The organism is Serratia sp. BNK-23 (assembly GCF_047456145.1).
GTDB classification, from domain to species: domain Bacteria; phylum Pseudomonadota; class Gammaproteobacteria; order Enterobacterales; family Enterobacteriaceae; genus Serratia; species Serratia nematodiphila.
On record NZ_CP179900.1, the window covers coordinates 4,465,907 to 4,484,017 of the forward strand.

The 18,111-nt window shown below is 63.1% G+C and carries 12 protein-coding genes; 9 read left to right on the forward strand and 3 right to left on the reverse strand.

Going from position 1 to position 18,111, the window contains the following annotated elements:
• Positions 1–197: 197 nt before the first annotated feature.
• From ACMGF9_RS21260 to ACMGF9_RS21275, 4 genes are all read left to right on the forward strand, one after another.
• A complete protein-coding gene (locus ACMGF9_RS21260; RefSeq protein ID WP_015376454.1) occupies positions 198–1,634 on the forward strand; it encodes a circularly permuted type 2 ATP-grasp protein in 1,437 nt (478 codons plus the stop codon).
• Positions 1,628–2,554 carry an alpha-E domain-containing protein gene (locus tag ACMGF9_RS21265; RefSeq protein WP_004933382.1) on the forward strand — a complete coding sequence of 309 codons (927 nt, stop codon included), beginning with the start codon at positions 1,628–1,630 and terminating at the stop codon, positions 2,552–2,554. The genes ACMGF9_RS21260 and ACMGF9_RS21265 overlap by 7 nt, the downstream gene beginning before the upstream one ends.
• Positions 2,551–3,345 (forward strand): transglutaminase family protein, encoded by a 795-nt coding sequence (locus ACMGF9_RS21270; protein ID WP_004933384.1) that lies wholly within the window; start codon positions 2,551–2,553, stop codon positions 3,343–3,345. The genes ACMGF9_RS21265 and ACMGF9_RS21270 overlap by 4 nt, the downstream gene beginning before the upstream one ends.
• 75 nt (positions 3,346–3,420) lie before the next feature.
• Entirely contained in the window at positions 3,421–4,149 is a 729-nt protein-coding gene (locus tag ACMGF9_RS21275; RefSeq protein WP_076740857.1) for a proteasome-type protease, read from the forward strand.
• A gap of 29 nt (positions 4,150–4,178) precedes the next feature.
• Here the strand turns inward: ACMGF9_RS21275 and ACMGF9_RS21280 are convergent, their stop codons facing one another.
• Positions 4,179–6,569, reverse strand: a complete 2,391-nt coding sequence (locus ACMGF9_RS21280) for a beta-N-acetylhexosaminidase (RefSeq protein ID WP_414160403.1) — start codon at positions 6,567–6,569, stop codon at positions 4,179–4,181.
• Between the two features lie 143 nt (positions 6,570–6,712).
• Positions 6,713–9,421: a magnesium-translocating P-type ATPase gene (mgtA, locus tag ACMGF9_RS21285; RefSeq protein ID WP_076740855.1), complete on the reverse strand. Its 2,709-nt coding sequence runs from the start codon at positions 9,419–9,421 to the stop codon at positions 6,713–6,715.
• A 424-nt stretch (positions 9,422–9,845) separates the two neighbouring features.
• On the opposite strand from mgtA, the gene treR reads away from it, so the two are divergent.
• The 3 genes from treR (at position 9,846) to treC (ending at position 14,078) form a co-directional block, all read left to right on the forward strand.
• Positions 9,846–10,793, forward strand: a complete 948-nt coding sequence (gene treR, locus ACMGF9_RS21290; protein ID WP_015376450.1) for a trehalose operon repressor TreR — start codon at positions 9,846–9,848, stop codon at positions 10,791–10,793.
• Positions 10,794–10,930: 137 nt separating this feature from the next.
• Positions 10,931–12,346, forward strand: coding sequence for a PTS trehalose transporter subunit IIBC (treB, locus tag ACMGF9_RS21295; protein ID WP_021504219.1), 1,416 nt, complete (start codon positions 10,931–10,933; stop codon positions 12,344–12,346).
• A 67-nt stretch (positions 12,347–12,413) separates the two neighbouring features.
• On the forward strand, positions 12,414–14,078 hold the full coding sequence (treC, locus tag ACMGF9_RS21300) for an alpha,alpha-phosphotrehalase (RefSeq protein ID WP_414160404.1): 1,665 nt from the start codon (positions 12,414–12,416) through the stop codon (positions 14,076–14,078).
• A 28-nt stretch (positions 14,079–14,106) separates the two neighbouring features.
• Here treC and ACMGF9_RS21305 read toward each other — a convergent pair whose 3' ends face one another.
• Positions 14,107–14,631, reverse strand: a complete 525-nt coding sequence (locus ACMGF9_RS21305; protein ID WP_076740853.1) for an NAD(P)H-dependent oxidoreductase — start codon at positions 14,629–14,631, stop codon at positions 14,107–14,109.
• Positions 14,632–14,736: 105 nt separating this feature from the next.
• Between ACMGF9_RS21305 and ACMGF9_RS21310 the strand changes: the two genes are divergently transcribed.
• A complete protein-coding gene (locus ACMGF9_RS21310) occupies positions 14,737–15,651 on the forward strand; it encodes a LysR family transcriptional regulator (RefSeq protein ID WP_414160406.1) in 915 nt (304 codons plus the stop codon).
• A 244-nt stretch (positions 15,652–15,895) separates the two neighbouring features.
• Positions 15,896–18,034: an anaerobic ribonucleoside-triphosphate reductase gene (gene nrdD, locus ACMGF9_RS21315; RefSeq protein WP_102985537.1), complete on the forward strand. Its 2,139-nt coding sequence runs from the start codon at positions 15,896–15,898 to the stop codon at positions 18,032–18,034.
• Positions 18,035–18,111 lie beyond the last annotated feature (77 nt).

The following is an 18,111-nucleotide window of genomic DNA, read 5'->3' on the forward strand; positions in this document are numbered from 1 at the left end:
AGCCTGCCGTCCCTGCGCCTTCAGCGCTCACCGCCACCGCCATTTCGCCCTATATTAAGGCGTCGCTAGGCCGCACCTGCACCGCAAACGGGCGTTTTTCATCGCGGCAGCCCCGCTCTGCGCCATTTTCGCCCGTTATCGCCTTGGCACGTTTTATGCTCGATTGATTGACAGCCTGCAATGTCGACGAGGTGACGATGCTGAATATCAATCTTTCCGCTTCACCGTTTTTTGATGAGATGCTTCTGGCTGAGGGAAAACACCGTGGCCACTACGACGCCTACTGGCAATGGCTGCAGCAGGCCGATCACCAGGCCGTGCAACGCAAGCGGGAAGAGGCTGCGCTGCTGTTTCACCGGGTGGGCATCACCTTCAACGTCTACGGCGACGATGACGGCGCCGAGCGGTTGATCCCGTTCGACAGCGTGCCGCGCATTATTCCGGCCGCCGAATGGGCGATGCTCGATCGCGGCATTCGCCAGCGCGTACAGGCGCTCAACGCTTTCCTGCACGACATTTACCACCAGCAGCATATTCTGAAGGCCGGCCTCATTCCGGCAGAACAGGTGCTGGCCAACGATCAGTATCAACCCTGTATGCAAGGTGTTGATCTGCATCGCGATATCTATGCGCATATCGTCGGCGTGGACATGGTCCGCAACAGCGACGGCCAATACTACGTGCTGGAAGATAACTTGCGCACCCCGTCCGGCGTCTCTTACATGCTGGAAAACCGCAAAATGATGATGCGTCTGTATCCGGAACTGTTCGCCCGGCAACGCATCGCGCCGGTGGAGCGCTACCCGTCGCACCTGCTGCAAACGCTGCGCGAAAGCTCGCCCATCAACGATCCCACCGTGGTGGTGCTGACGCCGGGCCGCTTCAACAGCGCCTATTTTGAGCACAGTTTCCTGGCGCAGCAGATGGGGGTGGAGCTGGTCGAAAGCGCCGATCTGTTCGTCAAGGACGGCGCGGTGTTCATGCGCACCACCGCCGGGCCGTGCAAAGTGGACGTGATCTATCGTCGGGTGGACGACGCCTTCCTCGATCCGCTGGCGTTTCGGCCGGACTCGATGCTCGGCGTACCGGGGCTGCTGTCGGTGTATCGCGCCGGCAATGTGGTGCTGGCCAACGCCATCGGCACCGGCGTGGCCGACGACAAATCGATCTACCCCTACGTGCCGGATATGGTGCGCTTCTACCTGCAAGAGGAACCGATCCTCAACAACGTGCCAACCTGGCAGTGCCGACATAAAAACGAACTGTCGTATGTGCTGGCCAACCTCGAACAGATGGTCGTGAAAGAGGTGCACGGCGCCGGCGGCTACGGCATGTTGATCGGCCCTACGGCGAGCAAGGACGAGCTCGCCCGCTTCCGCGCTCTGCTGCTGGCTCGCCCGCAGAATTACATTGCGCAAAACACGCTGGCGCTGTCCACCTGCCCGACCTTCGTCAACGACGGTCTGGCGCCGCGGCATATCGATCTGCGGCCGTTCGCCCTCAGCGGCGCGGAGATCCGCCTGGTGCCCGGCGGCCTGACCCGGGTGGCGTTGGCGGAAGGTTCGCTGGTGGTGAACTCGTCGCAGGGCGGCGGCACCAAGGACACCTGGGTATTGGAGGACGACCTATGCTGAGCCGCACCGCCAGTGAACTCTATTGGATGGCCCGCTATCTGGAGCGGGCGGAAAGCATCGCCCGGGTGCTGGACGTCACCAACAAGCTGTCGATGATGCCGATCCGCGACGGCGGCGATCAGGATCTGCAGGTGCCGCTCAATCTGACCGGCACCGGCCAGCTGTATGCCGCCGCCTACCCGGAATTGACGATGCCCAATCTGGTCAGTTTCTTCGCGCTCGACAACCGCAACCACAGCAGCATCTTCAGCTGCCTGCAAATGGGCTGGAACAACGCCCACGCGGTGCGCGGCAGCCTGTCGTCCGAAGTCTGGGAGTGCATCAACGCCACCTGGATAGAGATGAAACTGATCCGCCGCCAGGGCATCGGCTCGGTGGGTGCCGATGCCTTCTTCGACTGGGTGAAGGAGCGCGCCCATCTGTTTCGCGGCGCCATGTTCGGCACGCTGCTGCGCAGCGACGCCATGCGCTTTATCCGTCTCGGCACCCTGCTGGAGCGGGCCGACGGCACCGCCCGTCTGCTGGAGGTGAAGAACACGCTGATGGACATCGACGGCGACCCGGTGCGCGAATATTACCGCATGGACACGCTGCTGCGGGCGGTGAGCGCGCGCGAAGCCTACCACAGCATCTACAAGCAGCCGTTGAGCCGCGAGACCATCGCCGAACTGATGATTCTGCGCAATGAAATCCCGCGTTCACTGCTGGCCTGCGTCGGCGACATGGTGCAGCAATTGGAACTGATCGGCGGCGGCGCCAACCAACCGCGACGTCTGGCGCACACCCTGCATGCCGAGCTGCGCTTCAGCAGCATGAAGGATCTGAACAAGATCGGCCTGGGCGAGTGGTTGAGCGCCTTTCTCGGCCAGGTGAACGGCATCGCCGAAAGCATCCATCACACTTATCTGGAGGCGCAATGAAACTGAATATTGAGCACAACACCCATTATCGCTACGCCCAGCCGGTGCAGCGCAGCACCCAATATCTGCGGCTGACGCCGCAGGATTCGCCGCATCAGCGCATCCTCTCCTGGCAACTGTCGTTGCCGGATGACGCGGTGCGCACCACCGACGCCTTCGGCAACGTACTGCACGTGCTGACGCTCGATGAACCGCATCAGGCCATCACCATTCGGGTGCTCGGGGAAGTGGAGATTGAAGACGGCGTCGAAGATCGGGCGCTCGGGCATCTGTCGCCGCTGGTATTTCTGCGCCATAGCCCGCTGACCCAGCCCGATGACGCCATTCAGGCCTTCGCCCTGCGTTATCATCAACCGCAGGCGGTGCTGAGCGGCCTGGAACATCTGATGGGCGAGCTGCTGCTGAAGATGCCTTACAGCCCAGGCTCCACGCGCGTGACAGACAGCGCCGCCGAGGCGTTCGCCGCCGGCAGCGGCGTGTGTCAGGATCATACGCATGTCTTCCTGAGCTGCTGCCGCAGCCTGAACATCCCGGCGCGCTACGTCAGCGGCTACCTGTACAGCGAAGACTCGACCCATGTCGCCACCCATGCCTGGGCGGAAGTGTGGGTGGAGGAACGCTGGCACAGCTTCGACGTGACCAACAATACGCGCATGCCAAATCAGCACCTTAAGCTGGCGGTCGGCATCGATTATCTGGACGCCTGCCCGGTGCGCGGCATGCGGTTGGGCGGCGGCTGCGAAGACATGAGCGCCATCGCCGCCGTACAAATGATGCCAACCGGCCAGTAGCCGCTTGCCGATGGCAAATGTTTCGGGCACGCTGCGCGTTGGCGGCGTGCCGGTCTTGTTTTGAGGGATTGTAGTATGACCTACTGTGTGGCCATGCGTTTGTCGTCCGGGCTGGTCTTTGCGTCCGATTCGCGCACCAACGCCGGGGTGGATCATATTTCCACCTTCCGCAAACTGCACGTGTTCCAACAGGACGGCGATCGCACGCTGGTGCTGCAAAGCGCCGGCAACCTGGCGACCACCCAGAGCATCATCAGTTTGCTGTTGCACCGCAGCAAGGACGCCGAACGCCCCAACCTGCTCAACGCTCCCAGCCTCTACGACGCCGCCACGCTGGTGGGGGAAACGGTGCGCGAGGTGATCCAGCGCGACAGTGAGGCGCAGCAAAGCGGCAGCACCACCGATTTCAGCTGCAACCTGCTGCTCGGCGGCCAAATTAGCGGGGAAGAGATGCGGCTGTTCCATATCTACCCGCAAGGCAATTTTATCGAAGCCACCCGCGACACGCCCTATTTTCAGATAGGCGAAAGCAAATACGGCAAACCGATCATCGACCGGGTACTGCACTACGACACGCCGCTGGAACAAGCGATGCAATGCGCGCTGATTTCACTGGATTCGACCCTGCGCAGCAACCTGTCCGTCGGGCTGCCGCTCGACGTGATGATCTACCCGCGCGACAGCTTCAGCCATACCCGGCAATACCGCATTACCGAAGACCATCCGTACTTCAGCGCCATCCGCAAGGGTTGGGGCGAAGGGCTGGTCAGCATTTTCACCCAGTTGCCGCCGCTGCAGCTGTAGGGATCCGGGCTCACACGAGCCCGTCCGCCTCATTGCGGCTGCAACCCCCGCAGCAACGCCTCCAGCGGGTACACCGCGGCAATCACCACTTCGTCGCGCGTCTGCGCCGCCGCATCCAGCTGGCGCTGCGCTTGTTCGGCCTCGGTTCGGCTCAGCGGTTTGTCCTGCTGATACCGCTCCAGCAGCGTTAAGCCCAATGCGGCCAGGGCATCGACGTCCTGCGCCACCGGCGCCAGCTCCCGCAGCGTGCGGTTGCCCGCGATCGCCGTCTGCAGCGCCGCGCCGTTCGCCTGCCAGCGCTGCAGCCGTTCGCGCAGCGCCTGCGCCGCCGCCTTATCGCGCTTATCCTTCAGCAAGGCCGCGACCTGGGCATGCATGGCGCGCACCGCCTCACTTTCCGGCGGCAGCGCATCGGCAAAGCGGTTCAGCGGTTCGAACTGGTGATAGTTGCCGGCCTGGAACTTCAGGTGCTGGCGGGTGTAATACTGCGCCGGTTCCACCGCCTCGGCCAGGATCTGCAGCGGCATGATCTGCACGCTGTTGCTCAGGCGGGTGAATTCGCGCGCCGTTTCCGCGTGCTGCTGCAGGCCGACCGACACCACCGACCAGGCGTCGATCGCCGCCAGCCGCCGGTACATGTTGCTTTCATCGGTGACGTCCTGCGCCGACCACAGCCGCTCCGCCACCGCGAAGGCGCGCGGCCACAGCTTGAGATCGATCAGCGGCGCGCGCACGTTTTCCGCCCACAGCGCCGCTTCGCCGCCGAGAATGTTGGCCTGCCCCTTCTCATCCGGCACCACCGGCATCTTGCCCGCCGGCGCCGCCGCCAGTTTGTCGCCGCTGGTGGGGTAACGCACGTTGCCGACCAGCGTATAGCCGCTGAGCTTGTCCTGTTGCAGCGTAAACACCGGCCGCGTGTCGCCCATCCAGGTATCGACGCGGAACGTCACCTGCTGCGGCGTGCGCCAGACGATATCGTGCACCGCGCGGCGCGATTTGCCGTTGAAATCGATAAAGCCGCGCCAGCCCTGCTTGCCCTCGATCAACGTGAAGCTGCCCTCCACCGCGCTGCCCTTCAGGCGCGGCATGCTGAAGCGCCAGCTTTGCGCCTGCTCGCCGGGCTGCACCGCCGTCTCGACCCCCAGCGGCTGCGGCAGAATTTCATTGCGGTAGTGATAGGCGGTGCTTTGCGGCTGATCGAGATAGAAACCGGTGGAGAGAATGCCCTGATAGCCATCCTGCGCGCTGGCGCCCAGCGAGTCTTGCCCCTGCCAGGATTGAATGACGATCGAGCGCGGCAGCGACGGGTGGTAGATCTCATCCCAGCCGACCATCTGCCGCTGGTGCTTCTCGAGGATCTTTTCCAGCTTCTGGTTGAAGTAGGCCTGCAGCGCATGGGTATCCGCCAGCCCGTTCTGCTGCATAAACGCCTGAATCGACGGCGACGCCCGCCACTGGCTGGCGTCCACTTCGTCGCCGCCGATGTGCAGATAAGGATCGGGGAAGATCGCCGCCAGCTCGCCGACGATCGTGTCGACAAACTGATAAACCTCGTCGCGGGTCGGATCGAGCGTCGGCTTATGCACGCCCCACTCGCGCTCCATGCGATACGGCCCCGGCGCGCTCATCAGGTCGGGATAGGCCACCGCGATGCTGGAGGCGTGCCCCGGCATGTCGATCTCCGGCACCACGCGAATGCCGCGCGCCGTGGCGTAAGCCACCACCTGCTGCATTTGCTCGCGGGTGTAAAACAGGCCGTCGCTGGCCTGCTGCTGCAATTTGGGGTAATGCTCGGAGGCGAAGCGCCAGCCCTGATCGTCGGTCAGGTGCCAGTGGAATACGTTGAGCTTGGCCGCCGCCATGCCGTCAAGCTGGCGCAGAATGTCCGGCAGCGGCAGGAAATGGCGCGCCGAATCCAGCAGCACGCCGCGCCACGGAAAACGCGGCACGTCGCGAATATCCACCAGCGGCAGGAAAGTGTTTTGCCCATCGGTCTGCAGCAGTTGCAGCAGGGTCTCCATGCCGCGCAGCGCGCCGAAGCGGGTGTTGGCGGTCAGCGTGGCGCCCTGCGGCGTGACCACCAGCCGGTAGCTTTCGTCGCTGCCCGGCAGTGGCTGCGCCGCCACCCGATCCTTGATCACCACCTTGATCGCCGCGCCGTTTGCTTCTTCCCTCGGCGCCAGCGTCCAGCCGGTCTGCAGTTCGATGCGCTGGCGCCAGCGCGGCAGCGCGTCGCCCAAATCATCGCCCTGGAGGCTTAACGACAGCCGGTGATCCAAAATCAGTTTGCCCGCCGGTTGCGTCACTTCAACCTGCTGCGGCCAGGGCATCAGCGGAAAATCACCCGCCGGCTGCGCCAGCGCGCCGCAAGAAAACCATAACGATGAAGCCAGTAGCGTATAACGGAAAGGTCTGTGCATCGGAAATTCCTCAGAGGAAAAAAATCAATAAAAACAGCCAACGCTGTAGATAAAGACTCAGCACAGAACAGATGTCCAACCGTTGCGGTGAAAAAGCGGACGGGATCACAGTTGCCCCCTCCCGGCCGGAGGGGGCGAACGGGTTATTGCCAGCCGTAGCGGCGCACGAACCAGCCTTTCACGCACTGGGTCAGCACCATGTAACCGGCGAGGATCAGCACCAGCCACGGGAAGTAGGCGAGCGGCAGCGCCTGCAGCTGCAGGAAGCCGGCCAGCGGCGAGAACACCAGGCCGATGCCGGTGGCGATCACCGCCAGCGTCATGATGCACAGCGGCCAGGACGGTCGGCTCTGGATAAATGGAATTTTGCGCGTGCGGATCATGTGCACGATCAGCGTTTGCGACAGCAGCCCTTCCACGAACCAGCCGGACTGGAACAGCGTCTGCATTTCCGGCGTGTTAGCCTTGAATACCCACCACATCAGGCTGAAGGTCAGCACGTCGAAGATCGAACTGATCGGCCCAAAGAACACCATAAACCGCCCCAGATCGGCGGAGTTCCAGCGCTGCGGCTGGGTGATCTGATCGTCGTCGACGTTATCGAACGGGATGGCGATCTGCGAGATGTCGTACATCAGGTTCTGAATCAACAGGTGCAGCGGCAGCATTGGCAGGAACGGCAGGAAGGCGCTGGCGATCAGCACGCTGAACACGTTACCGAAGTTGGAGCTGGCGGTCATCTTGATGTATTTCAGCATGTTGGCGAAGGTGCGGCGCCCTTCGATCACCCCCTGCTCCAGCACCATCAGGCTTTTTTCCAGCAGGATGATGTCCGCCGCTTCCTTGGCGATGTCCACCGCCGAATCGACGGAGATGCCGATGTCGGCCGCGCGCAGCGCCGGCGCATCGTTGATGCCGTCGCCCATAAAGCCCACCACGTGCCCCTGGCGGCGCAGCAGTTTGACGATGCGCTCCTTGTGCAGCGGCGTCAGCTTGGCGAACACCGTGGTGCGCGCCGCCGCCTGCGCCAGCTGCTCGTCGTCCATCTGCTCGATCTCGCTGCCGCGCAGCAGATGATCGGCCTCCAGCCCGACGTCACGGCACACTTTGGCCGCCACCAGCTCGTTGTCGCCGGTGAGGATCTTCACCGTGACGCCGTTCTGTTTCAGCGCCGCCAGCGCCGGTGCGGTGCTTTCCTTCGGCGGATCGAGGAAAGCGACGTAGCCTTCGAGGATCAGATCCGATTCATCCGCCACGCCGTATTCATGGGTTTGCGCCGGCAGGATCTTGTTGGCCACTGCTACCACCCGCAGCCCCTGCTGGTTGAGATCGTCGGTGATGCGGCGAATGCGCGCCAGCAACGCCTCGCTGAGCGGGATCACCTCGTCTTCGTGGCGCACGTGGCTGCAAATCGCCAGCATCTCTTCCAGCGCGCCCTTGCACACCAGCTCGTGATACTCGTTGTCTTTGGCCACCACCACCGACATGCGGCGGCGCACGAAGTCGAACGGGATCTCATCCACCTTGCGGTAGTTTTGCAGCGCCTCCGGCTGCCGATTCTGCTCCGCGCAGCTCAGCACCGCCACGTCGAGCAGGTTTTTCAGCCCGGTCTGGTAGAAGCTGTTCAGCCAGGCGTAGCGCAACACCCGCTCACTGCCGGCGCCGAACGCATCGGTGTGGCGCTCCAGCACGATCTTGTCCTGGGTCAGGGTGCCGGTCTTGTCGGTGCACAGAATGTCCATGGCGCCGAAGTTCTGGATGGCGTCCAGCCGTTTGACGATCACCTTCTGGCGCGACAGTTTCACCGCCCCTTTGGCCAGCGTCGAGGTGACGATCATCGGCAGCATTTCCGGCGTCAGCCCGACCGCCACCGACAGCGCGAACAGCGCCGCTTCCCACCAATCGCCCTTGGTGTAGCCGTTGATCAGCAGCACGATCGGCGTCATCACCAGCATAAAGCGGATCAGCAGCCAGCTGACCTTGCTGATGCCGCTCTGGAAGGCGTTCGGCTGTTCATCCTGGCTGGTGACGCGCTGCGCCAGCTGGCCGAAATAGGTGCTGCCGCCGGTGCCGATCACCATCGCCAGCGCGGTGCCGCTGACCACGTTGGTGCCCATGAAGCACAGGTTCCGGCAGTCGAGCGGATCGGCCGCCGGCGACTGCGGCGCGGCGGATTTTTCCACCGGCAGCGATTCGCCGGTCAGCGCCGCCTGGCTGATGAACAGATCCTTGGCCGACAGCACGCGCAGATCCGCCGGGATCATGTCGCCGGCCGCCAGCTTGATGATATCGCCCGGCACCAGCTGCGCGATCGGCAGCTCCACATGCTCGCTCCTGCCGGTGAGCGCATCGCTGCGGATCACCGTGGCGGTGTTGCTCACCATCGCTTTTAGCGCATCGGCCGCCCGGTTGGAGCGCGCCTCCTGGATGAAGTTCAGCAGCGTGGAGATCAGCACCATCAGCGCGATCACCAAGGCGCCGGTGAGATCTTCGGTGGCGTAAGAGATCATGCCGAGCGCGGTCAGCAGCAGGTTGAATGGGTTGCGGTAGCAGTGCCAGAGGTGTTGCCACCAGGCCTCTTTTTGCTGATCGTCGATGACGTTCTCGCCGCAACGCCGGCGCACCTGTTCCGCCTCATGGGCGGTGATACCTTCCGGGTGGCTGTGGAAACGCTCAAACAGCTGCATCGTCTCTGCGGCGGCGCATTCCAGCCGCTGCTGCGCCAGGCCGGCCGGCATATCGCGCGCAGCGCCGCCGACGCTGTCCAGCAGGCTGTCGCGGCGCACCAAACGGCGCGGAAGGCCGCGGGCGAACAGGCCCAGCAGCTGACGGGGGAGTTTTTTCAGTTTCATGATTCGCACCTCGTCGCCCGGTGCCTCACGGCAGCGGGTAAACGGGGATCGTCATCGGCCGGGCGAATGGCGGATGCGCCAAAAAGCCTCTGCCAACGCAGATCCTTATTCTTTTTTTCAGCAGCAGGAGCGAACGACGAAGCGCGCGCTACCGGTTACCGTGATGTACTTCACCGGTAAAACAGCAGCGCCAGGCGGAGAGGTTTTACCGGAGAACCGAGTGAGTGTCTAAAGCAGTCGGGTCGGGGTCCATATGGGGTATAACCTCCGGTAAAGGGAAAAACAGAGCGGCAGGAGCGGCCGTTCAGCGCAGTGCAACAATCCCGTTTTGCATCAAGATCCGCGTGGGAAAATGAGCTATGCTGACGGGCATTGTTTTACAGGCCATTATGTTACGCCTGTCCACCTCAACGAAAAGTAAACCATGCAAAACCGGCTGACCATCAAGGACATCGCGCGCCTGAGCGGCGTAGGCAAATCCACCGTCTCACGCGTGTTGAACAATGAAGGCAGCGTGAGCCCGCAAACCCGCGAACGGGTGGAAGCGGTGATCCGTCAGCAAGGGTTTACCCCCTCCAAGTCGGCGCGCGCCATGCGCGGCCAAAGCGACAAAGTGGTGGGCATCATCGTTTCCCGTCTCGATTCGCCGTCGGAGAACCAGGCGGTGCGCACCATGCTGCCGCTGCTGTACCAACAGGGCTTCGACCCGATCGTGATGGAGAGCCAGTTCGAAACCCGCCTGGTGCAGGAGCACCTGCACGTACTGCGCCAGCGCAACGTCGACGGGGTGATCCTGTTCGGCTTCACCGGCCTGACCGCGGCGATGCTCAAACCGTGGCAGGAAAAAATGGTGGTGATGGTGCGCGAATACGACGGCTTCTCGTCCGTCTGCTACGACGACGCCGGCGCGGTGAACCTGCTGATGGATCGTCTGTACCGGCAGGGGCATCGGCATATCGGCTATCTGGGGGTGCAGCTCAGCGACGCCACCACCGGCCAGCGCCGCTACCAGGCCTATCTCGACGCCTGTGAACGCCTCACGCTCACGCCGCGCGCCACGCTGGGCGAGCTGAGTTACCAGAGCGGTTTCCAGCACGCCGCCGAAGTGATCGATGCGCACACCAGCGCGCTGATCTGCGCCTCCGACAGCATCGCCCTCGGCGCGATCAAGTACCTGCAGCAGCAGCCGGCGCGCGCCATTCAGGTGTGCGCCATCGGCAACACCCCGCTGCTCAGCTTCCTGTTCCCCGACACCCTGTCGGTGGAGTTCGGCTACGGCAGCGCCGGCCTGCTGGCGGCGCAGCAGCTGCTGGCGCAGCTCAGCGGCGAACAGGGGATCCGCCGCCTGGTGGTGCCCAGCAAACTTTCCTGACTCCCTGATTAGAAGTTGACCATTTTTTGTCATTTTGTGATCCTCGCCCCAAACCGGGAACGTTCCCATTTCATTCAAAAAGCCGAGTGGCTAAGCTTTGATCATTACTCAGTCAACACCTCTGCAGGTATCCCATAATGAGCAAAGTAAAACAGCAGGATATTGATCGCCTGATTGTTTTGGTCGGCGGCCGCGAGAACATCGCCACCGTCAGCCATTGCATTACCCGGCTGCGTTTCGTCCTCAATGACCCCAGTAAGGCCAGCCCAAAGGAAATCGAAGAGCTGCCGATGGTCAAAGGCTGCTTCACCAACGCCGGGCAGTTCCAGGTGGTGATCGGCACCGACGTCGGCGACTACTATCAGGCGCTGATCGCCAGCACCGGCGTCAACGAGGCCGACAAGGAACAGGCCAAGGTGGCGGCGCGCCAGAACATGACCTGGACCGAGCGCACCATCTCCCACTTCGCCGAGATCTTCTTCCCGCTGCTGCCGGCGCTGATCAGCGGCGGTCTGATCCTCGGCTTCCGCAACGTGATCGGCGACATCCCGATGTCCGACGGCCAAACGCTGGCGCAGATGCACCCGGCGTGGAAAACCGTTTACGACTTCCTGTGGCTGCTCGGTGAAGCGATCTTCATGTTCCTGCCGGTGGCCATCTGTTGGTCGACGGTGAAAAAAATGGGCGGCACCCCGGTGCTCGGCATCGTACTGGGCGTCACCCTGGTGTCGCCGCAGCTGATGAACTCCTACCTGCTCGGCCAGCAAACGCCAGAAGTGTGGAACTTCGGCTGGTTCGTGATCCAGAAAGTGGGTTATCAGGCGCAGGTGATCCCGTCAATCCTGGCGGGGATGGCGCTGGGCTGGATCGAGACCCGGCTGAAAAAGATCGTTCCCGACTATCTCTATCTGGTGGTGGTGCCGGTGGTCTCGCTGCTGCTGGCGGTGTTCCTGGCGCACGCGCTGATCGGGCCGTTCGGCCGCATGATCGGCGACGGCGTCGCCTGGGCGGTGAAATCGGTGATGACCGGCAGCTTCGCGCCGGTGGGCGCCGCGCTGTTCGGCTTCCTGTATGCGCCGCTGGTGATCACCGGTGTACACCAGACCACGCTGGCTATCGACATGCAGATGATCCAGAGCATGGGCGGCACCCCGGTATGGCCGCTGATTGCGCTGTCCAACATCGCGCAGGCCTCGGCGGTGCTCGGCATCATCATCATCAGCCGCAAGGCCAACGAGCGTGAAATCTCGGTGCCGGCGGCGATCTCCGCCTACCTCGGCGTGACCGAACCGGCGATGTACGGCATCAACCTCAAATACCGCTTCCCGATGCTGTGCGCGATGATCGGCTCCGCGATCGCCGGCCTTATCTGCGGGCTGGACGGCGTGATGGCCAACGGCATCGGCGTCGGCGGTCTGCCGGGCATTCTGTCTATCAAGCCGCAGTTCTGGCTGATTTACTCGCTGGCGATTCTGGTGGCGATCGTCATCCCGCTGGTGCTGACCATCATGGTCTACAAACGCAAAGCCGCCCGCGGCGAGCTGCCGGTTTGATTCACGCAATATGAATGTAGGAGCCTGCTCGCGCAGGCTCGTTGTCACGATTCAAAGGTATTGATCTATGAGCAACCCAACCCCCTGGTGGCAGAACGGCGTCATCTACCAAATTTATCCGAAGAGTTTTCAGGACAGCACCGGCAACGGCTACGGCGATTTGGCCGGCGTGACCCGGCGGCTGGACTATCTGCAGGAACTGGGCGTCGATGCCATCTGGCTGACGCCGGTCTACGTATCGCCGCAGGTGGACAACGGGTATGACGTGGCGGACTACTGCGCCATCGATCCGGCTTACGGCACGATGGCGGACTTCGAGCAGTTGGTCACCGCCGCCCACCAGCGCGGCATCCGCATCGTGATGGACATGGTGTTCAACCACACCTCGACCGAGCACCCGTGGTTCAAGGCCGCGCAGGATCGCCACAGCCCGTATCGCCAGTTCTACGTCTGGCGCGACGGCGAAGGCGATACGCCGCCGAACAACTGGCGCTCCAAGTTCGGCGGCAACGCCTGGCAGTGGCACGCCGACAGCGGCCAGTACTACCTGCACCTGTTCGCCGCCGAGCAGGCGGATCTCAACTGGGAGCACCCGCCGGTGCGCGAAGAGCTGAAGAAAGTGTGTCAGTTCTGGGCGGAAAAAGGCGTCGACGGCCTGCGCCTCGACGTGATCAACCTGGTGTCCAAACAGCAGGACTTCCCATCCGACAGCCAGGGCGACGGCCGCCGTTTCTATACCGACGGCCCGCGCATCCACGAGTTCCTGCAGGAGATAAGCCGCGACGTGTTTCAGCCGCGCGGCCTGATGACGGTGGGCGAGATGTCCTCCACCACGCTCGAGCATTGCCAGCAGTACGCGGCGCAGAGCGGCGAAGAGCTGTCGATGACTTTCAACTTCCACCACCTGAAGGTGGACTACGCCGGCGGTGAAAAATGGACGCGGGCGGCGCCGGATTACGTGGAACTGAAGCAGATCTTCCGCCACTGGCAGCAAGGGATGCATAACCGCGCCTGGAACGCGCTGTTCTGGTGCAACCACGATCAGCCGCGCATCGTGTCACGCTTCGGCGATGAAGGCGCACTGCGGCTGCCGGCCGCCAAAATGCTGGCGATGGTGCTGCACGGCATGCAGGGCACGCCTTATATCTATCAGGGCGAAGAACTCGGCATGACCAACCCCGGCTTCCGCGCCATCGAGCAGTATCGCGACGTGGAAAGCCTGAACATGTACGTCGAACTGCGCGCCCAGGGCCGCAGCGACGCCGAGCTGCTGGCGATCCTGGCCGACAAATCACGCGACAACGGCCGCACGCCGATGCAGTGGAGCGCCGCGCCGCACGCCGGTTTCACCACCGGCACGCCGTGGATCGGCTGCGCCGAGAACTACCCGCAGATCAACGCCGACGCGGCGCTGGCCGACCTCGACTCGGTGTTTTACGCCTACCGCCAGCTGATCACCCTGCGCAAGCAGTACCCGCTGCTGACCCACGGCGACTATCAGGATCTGGCGCCGGAACACCCGGCGCTGTGGTGCTATCAGCGCAGCTGGAACGGCCAGCGCCTGCTGGTGGCGGCCAACCTGGGCCGCGAGCCGCAGGCCTGGACGGCGGCGGGCGTGGAGCCTTCCGCCCAGTGGCGCCCGCTGATGAGCAACTACAGCGACTCGGCAGACCAGCCTCAGGCGCTGACGCTGCGGCCGTTCGAAGCGGTGTGGTGGCTGCTCGAAGACTAACCCCGCAGGGCGCGGCGAGCGCTGCGCCCTACCATTTCTCCAGCAACGCCACCACCCCGGCGGCCTCTTGCGCCAGGCGTTCATCGCTCATGTCGAACACACCCTGCACCAGATGCGGCGGCAGATAATCCATGCCGGTCAGGTTGGCCATGGCATGGAACGGCAGCAGCAGATCCTGCACCGGATAACGGTTGTACCCTTCCGCCGTATAGGCCTGCGCGTTGCCGCCAGTGCTCACCACCAGCTGCAGCGGCTTGCCGTGCAGTTGGGTGCCTTCGCTGCCGTAGGCGAAACCGTAGGTTAATACCGCATCCTGCCATTCGCTGAGGATCGCCGGCGAGCTGTACCAGAAAAACGGGAACAGCATCACCACCGCATCATGGCTCTGCAGCAGTTCCTGCTCGCGCGCCACGTCGATGCGGTAATCCGGATAAGCGCGGATCAGTTCGTGAACGGTCACGTTGGGCAACGGACGCAGCGCCGCGATCAGCGCTTTGTTGATGCGCGACTCGTCGGGAGTGCGGTGGGCGGTTAACACTAAAATGCGCGACATAACGATTCCTCGGTCATAAGAAGATGAGGGCATTTTTCCATTTCCGCCGCTTCGGGTGTAGGCTGTTAAAGGTCACTTCAATTTCAACCAAAAGTATCAACCACTATGTCGCTGCCCTTTGACGTGCACCGCCTGCTGCCGGCCTTCCTCGCCGCCGCGCAGGCGCAAAATTTCTCCGCCGCCGCTCGCCAGCTGGGCGTGACGCCGGCGGCGGTCAGCAAAAACATCCGCGCGCTGGAAGAGAAGCTAGCGCTGCGGCTGTTTCAGCGCAACACCCACAACGTGCTGCTGACCGACGAGGGCAAAGCGCTGCTGGCGCAGGTGGCGCCGCTGTGGCAGGCGTTGGCGACCACGCTGGAAAGCGCCGGCGGCGAACGGCAGGCGCCGGCCGGCGTGGTGCGCGTCAGCATGATCCCCGGCTTCGGCCGCCAGATGCTGATGCCGTTGATCCCGCAATTTCTGGCGCGCTATCCGCAGATCGATCTCGATCTGTCGCTGGACGCCCGGGTGGTGAACCTGGTGGGCGAAGGCTTCGACGTCGGCATCGGCAGCCGGGTCGATCCCGACAGCCGGCTGGTGGCCCGCCCGCTCTACCCGATGCACATGGTGCTGGCGGCCTCGCCGGACTATCTGGCACGGTGCGGTGAACCGCAAACGCCGCACGATCTGCTGCGCCACGACTGCCTGCTGCACCGTAACCCGGGCAACGGCCGCCACGTCAAATGGCAGCTGCGCCATCAGGGCGAAACGCTGGCGCTGGATCTGAACGGCCGGCTGGTGGTGAGCCGGCCGGAAATGTTGCTGGATGCGGCGCTGGCCGGGCTCGGCATCGTCAACCTGGCGCGCTGGTACGTTGAAAAGCACTTCGAGCAAGGCACGCTGCGGCCGGTGCTGGCGCAATGCTGGCCGCGCCCGGTGCAGCTGTGGCTCTATTACGCCTCGGCGGATCTGCCGCCGCGGGTACGCGTCTGGGTCGACTTTCTGCTGGAACATTTTCGCGATCGGCCAACGGGCGATTGACGTCTGTTCAGCTTACGCACGCTCTTCCGTTTTCCTTGTTCTACATCAAAAGAATCGCGCCAATATCTATATATAGTGCATTAGGAATTACGAACACCTATATATAGTAGTTATCCACAAAATCATCCACACGTCGCCACAGCCCTTGCGCGCTGCGGCTTTGCCCTGTGGATAAGCGAAATTTGACGGTTGCTCGCCGCGTCAGGCGGGTATGAACGCTCCCTCGGGGAACAAGGAGTACAACGTGAAACCAGTAGTGATTAAGCGGGACGGTTGCCAGGTACCTTTTGACGAAGCGCGCATTGCGCAGGCCATCGAGCGCGCCGCGCTGGCGGTGGGCGTGGTCGACGCCGACTACTGCGCCACCGTCGCCCGCGTGGTCGCTCAGCGCATGGAGCAACAGCCGCGCGTCGATATCCACGAGATCCAGCAGGCGGTGGAAAACCAGCTGATGGCCGGCGAGTACAAACAGCTGGCGCGCGCCTATATCGAATACCGCCACGATCGCGACGTGGCGCGCGAGCTGCGCGGCCGCCTGAACCAGGAAATTCGCGGCCTGGTCGAGCAAAGCAACCGCGCGCTGCTGAATGAGAACGCCAACAAGGACAGCAAGGTGATCCCCACCCAGCGCGACCTGCTGGCGGGCATCGTCGCCAAACACTACGCCAAGCAGCACATCCTGCCGCGCGACGTGGTGCTGGCCCATGAACGCGGCGAAATTCACTACCACGATCTCGACTACTCGCCGTTCTTCCCGATGTTCAACTGCATGCTGATCGATCTGAAAGGCATGCTGACCAACGGCTTCAAGATGGGCAACGCCGAGATTGAGCCGCCGAAGTCGATCTCTACCGCCACCGCCGTGACCGCGCAGATCATCGCTCAGGTCGCCAGCCATATTTATGGCGGCACCACCATCAACCGCATCGATGAAATTCTGGCGCCGTTCGTCGACGAGAGCTTCCGCAAACACCTGCAGGTGGCGGAAGAGTGGCAGATCCCGGATGCCAAAGGCTATGCCATGGCGCGCACCGAGAAAGAGTGTTACGACGCCTTCCAGTCGCTGGAGTACGAGGTCAACACCCTGCACACCGCCAACGGCCAGACGCCGTTCGTCACCTTCGGTTTCGGCCTCGGCACCAGCTGGGAGTCGCGCCTGATCCAGCGCTCGATCCTGAAAAACCGCATCGCCGGGCTGGGCAAAAACCGCAAGACCGCCGTGTTCCCCAAACTGGTGTTCGCCATCCGCGACGGCCTCAACCACCAGTACGGCGACCCGAACTACGACATCAAGCAGCTGGCGCTGGAGTGCGCCAGCAAGCGCATGTACCCGGACATCCTCAACTACGATCAGGTGGTGAAGGTCACCGGCTCGTTCAAAACGCCGATGGGCTGCCGCAGCTTCCTCGGCACCTACGAGCAGGACGGCGAACTGGTGCACGACGGCCGCAACAACATCGGCGTCATCAGCCTCAACCTGCCGCGCATCGCGCTGGAGGCGATGGGCGATGAGTCGCGCTTCTGGACGCTGCTGGATCAGCGCCTGCAGCTGGCGAAAAAGGCGCTGATGACGCGCATCGCCCGGCTGGAAGGCATCAAGGCGCGGGTGGCGCCAATCTTGTACATGGAAGGCGCCTGCGGCGTGCGGCTCAAGGCCGACGACAACATCGCCGATATCTTCAAGCACGGCCGCGCTTCAATTTCGCTGGGCTACATCGGCCTGCACGAGACCATCAACGCGCTGTTCGGCGGCGAAAACCACGTGTATGACGACGAGGCGCTGCGCGCCAAAGCGGTGGCGATCGTCGCACGGCTGCGCGCCGCCGTCGACGCCTGGAAAGACGAGACCGGCTACGGCTTCAGCCTCTACAGCACGCCGAGCGAAAACCTGTGCGATCGCTTCTGCCGGCTGGACACCGCCGATTTCGGCGTGGTGCCGGGCGTCACCGACAAGGGCTATTACACCAACAGCTTCCACCTCGACGTGGAGAAGAAGGTCAATCCGTACGACAAGCTGGACTTCGAAGCGCCCTACCCGCCGTTGGCCAGCGGCGGCTTCATCTGCTACGGCGAATACCCGAACCTGCAGCACAACCTGAAGGCGCTGGAAGACGTGTGGGACTACAGCTACAGCCGGGTGCCTTACTACGGCACCAACACGCCGATCGACGAGTGCTACGAATGTGGCTTCACCGGTGAATTCTCCTGCACCAGCAAAGGCTTCACCTGCCCGAAATGCGGCAACCACGACTCGGCCAAGGTCTCGGTCACCCGCCGGGTGTGCGGCTATCTCGGCAGCCCCGATGCCCGGCCGTTCAACGCCGGCAAGCAGGAAGAGGTGAAACGCCGGGTGAAACACCTCGGCAACGGGCAGCTCGGCTGAAAAGCGCCGTGCAGCCTATGCAGAAGCCTGTTCATCAGGCGTGATTGTCGCCGCCAGTTTGCCTTCGGCCAGCGCGC

Coding starts and splice junctions, on each gene's coding strand:
- mgtA (WP_076740855.1), bottom strand. CDS start 9,421: ATGAAACTGAAAAAACTCCCCCGTCAGCTGCTGGGCCTGTTCGCCCGC.
- ACMGF9_RS21310 (WP_414160406.1), top strand. CDS start 14,737: ATGTCGCTGCCCTTTGACGTGCACCGCCTGCTGCCGGCCTTCCTCGCC.
- ACMGF9_RS21265 (WP_004933382.1), top strand. CDS start 1,628: ATGCTGAGCCGCACCGCCAGTGAACTCTATTGGATGGCCCGCTATCTG.
- ACMGF9_RS21275 (WP_076740857.1), top strand. CDS start 3,421: ATGACCTACTGTGTGGCCATGCGTTTGTCGTCCGGGCTGGTCTTTGCG.
- ACMGF9_RS21305 (WP_076740853.1), bottom strand. CDS start 14,631: ATGTCGCGCATTTTAGTGTTAACCGCCCACCGCACTCCCGACGAGTCG.
- treC (WP_414160404.1), top strand. CDS start 12,414: ATGAGCAACCCAACCCCCTGGTGGCAGAACGGCGTCATCTACCAAATT.
- treB (WP_021504219.1), top strand. CDS start 10,931: ATGAGCAAAGTAAAACAGCAGGATATTGATCGCCTGATTGTTTTGGTC.
- ACMGF9_RS21260 (WP_015376454.1), top strand. CDS start 198: ATGCTGAATATCAATCTTTCCGCTTCACCGTTTTTTGATGAGATGCTT.
- ACMGF9_RS21280 (WP_414160403.1), bottom strand. CDS start 6,569: ATGCACAGACCTTTCCGTTATACGCTACTGGCTTCATCGTTATGGTTT.
- treR (WP_015376450.1), top strand. CDS start 9,846: ATGCAAAACCGGCTGACCATCAAGGACATCGCGCGCCTGAGCGGCGTA.
- ACMGF9_RS21270 (WP_004933384.1), top strand. CDS start 2,551: ATGAAACTGAATATTGAGCACAACACCCATTATCGCTACGCCCAGCCG.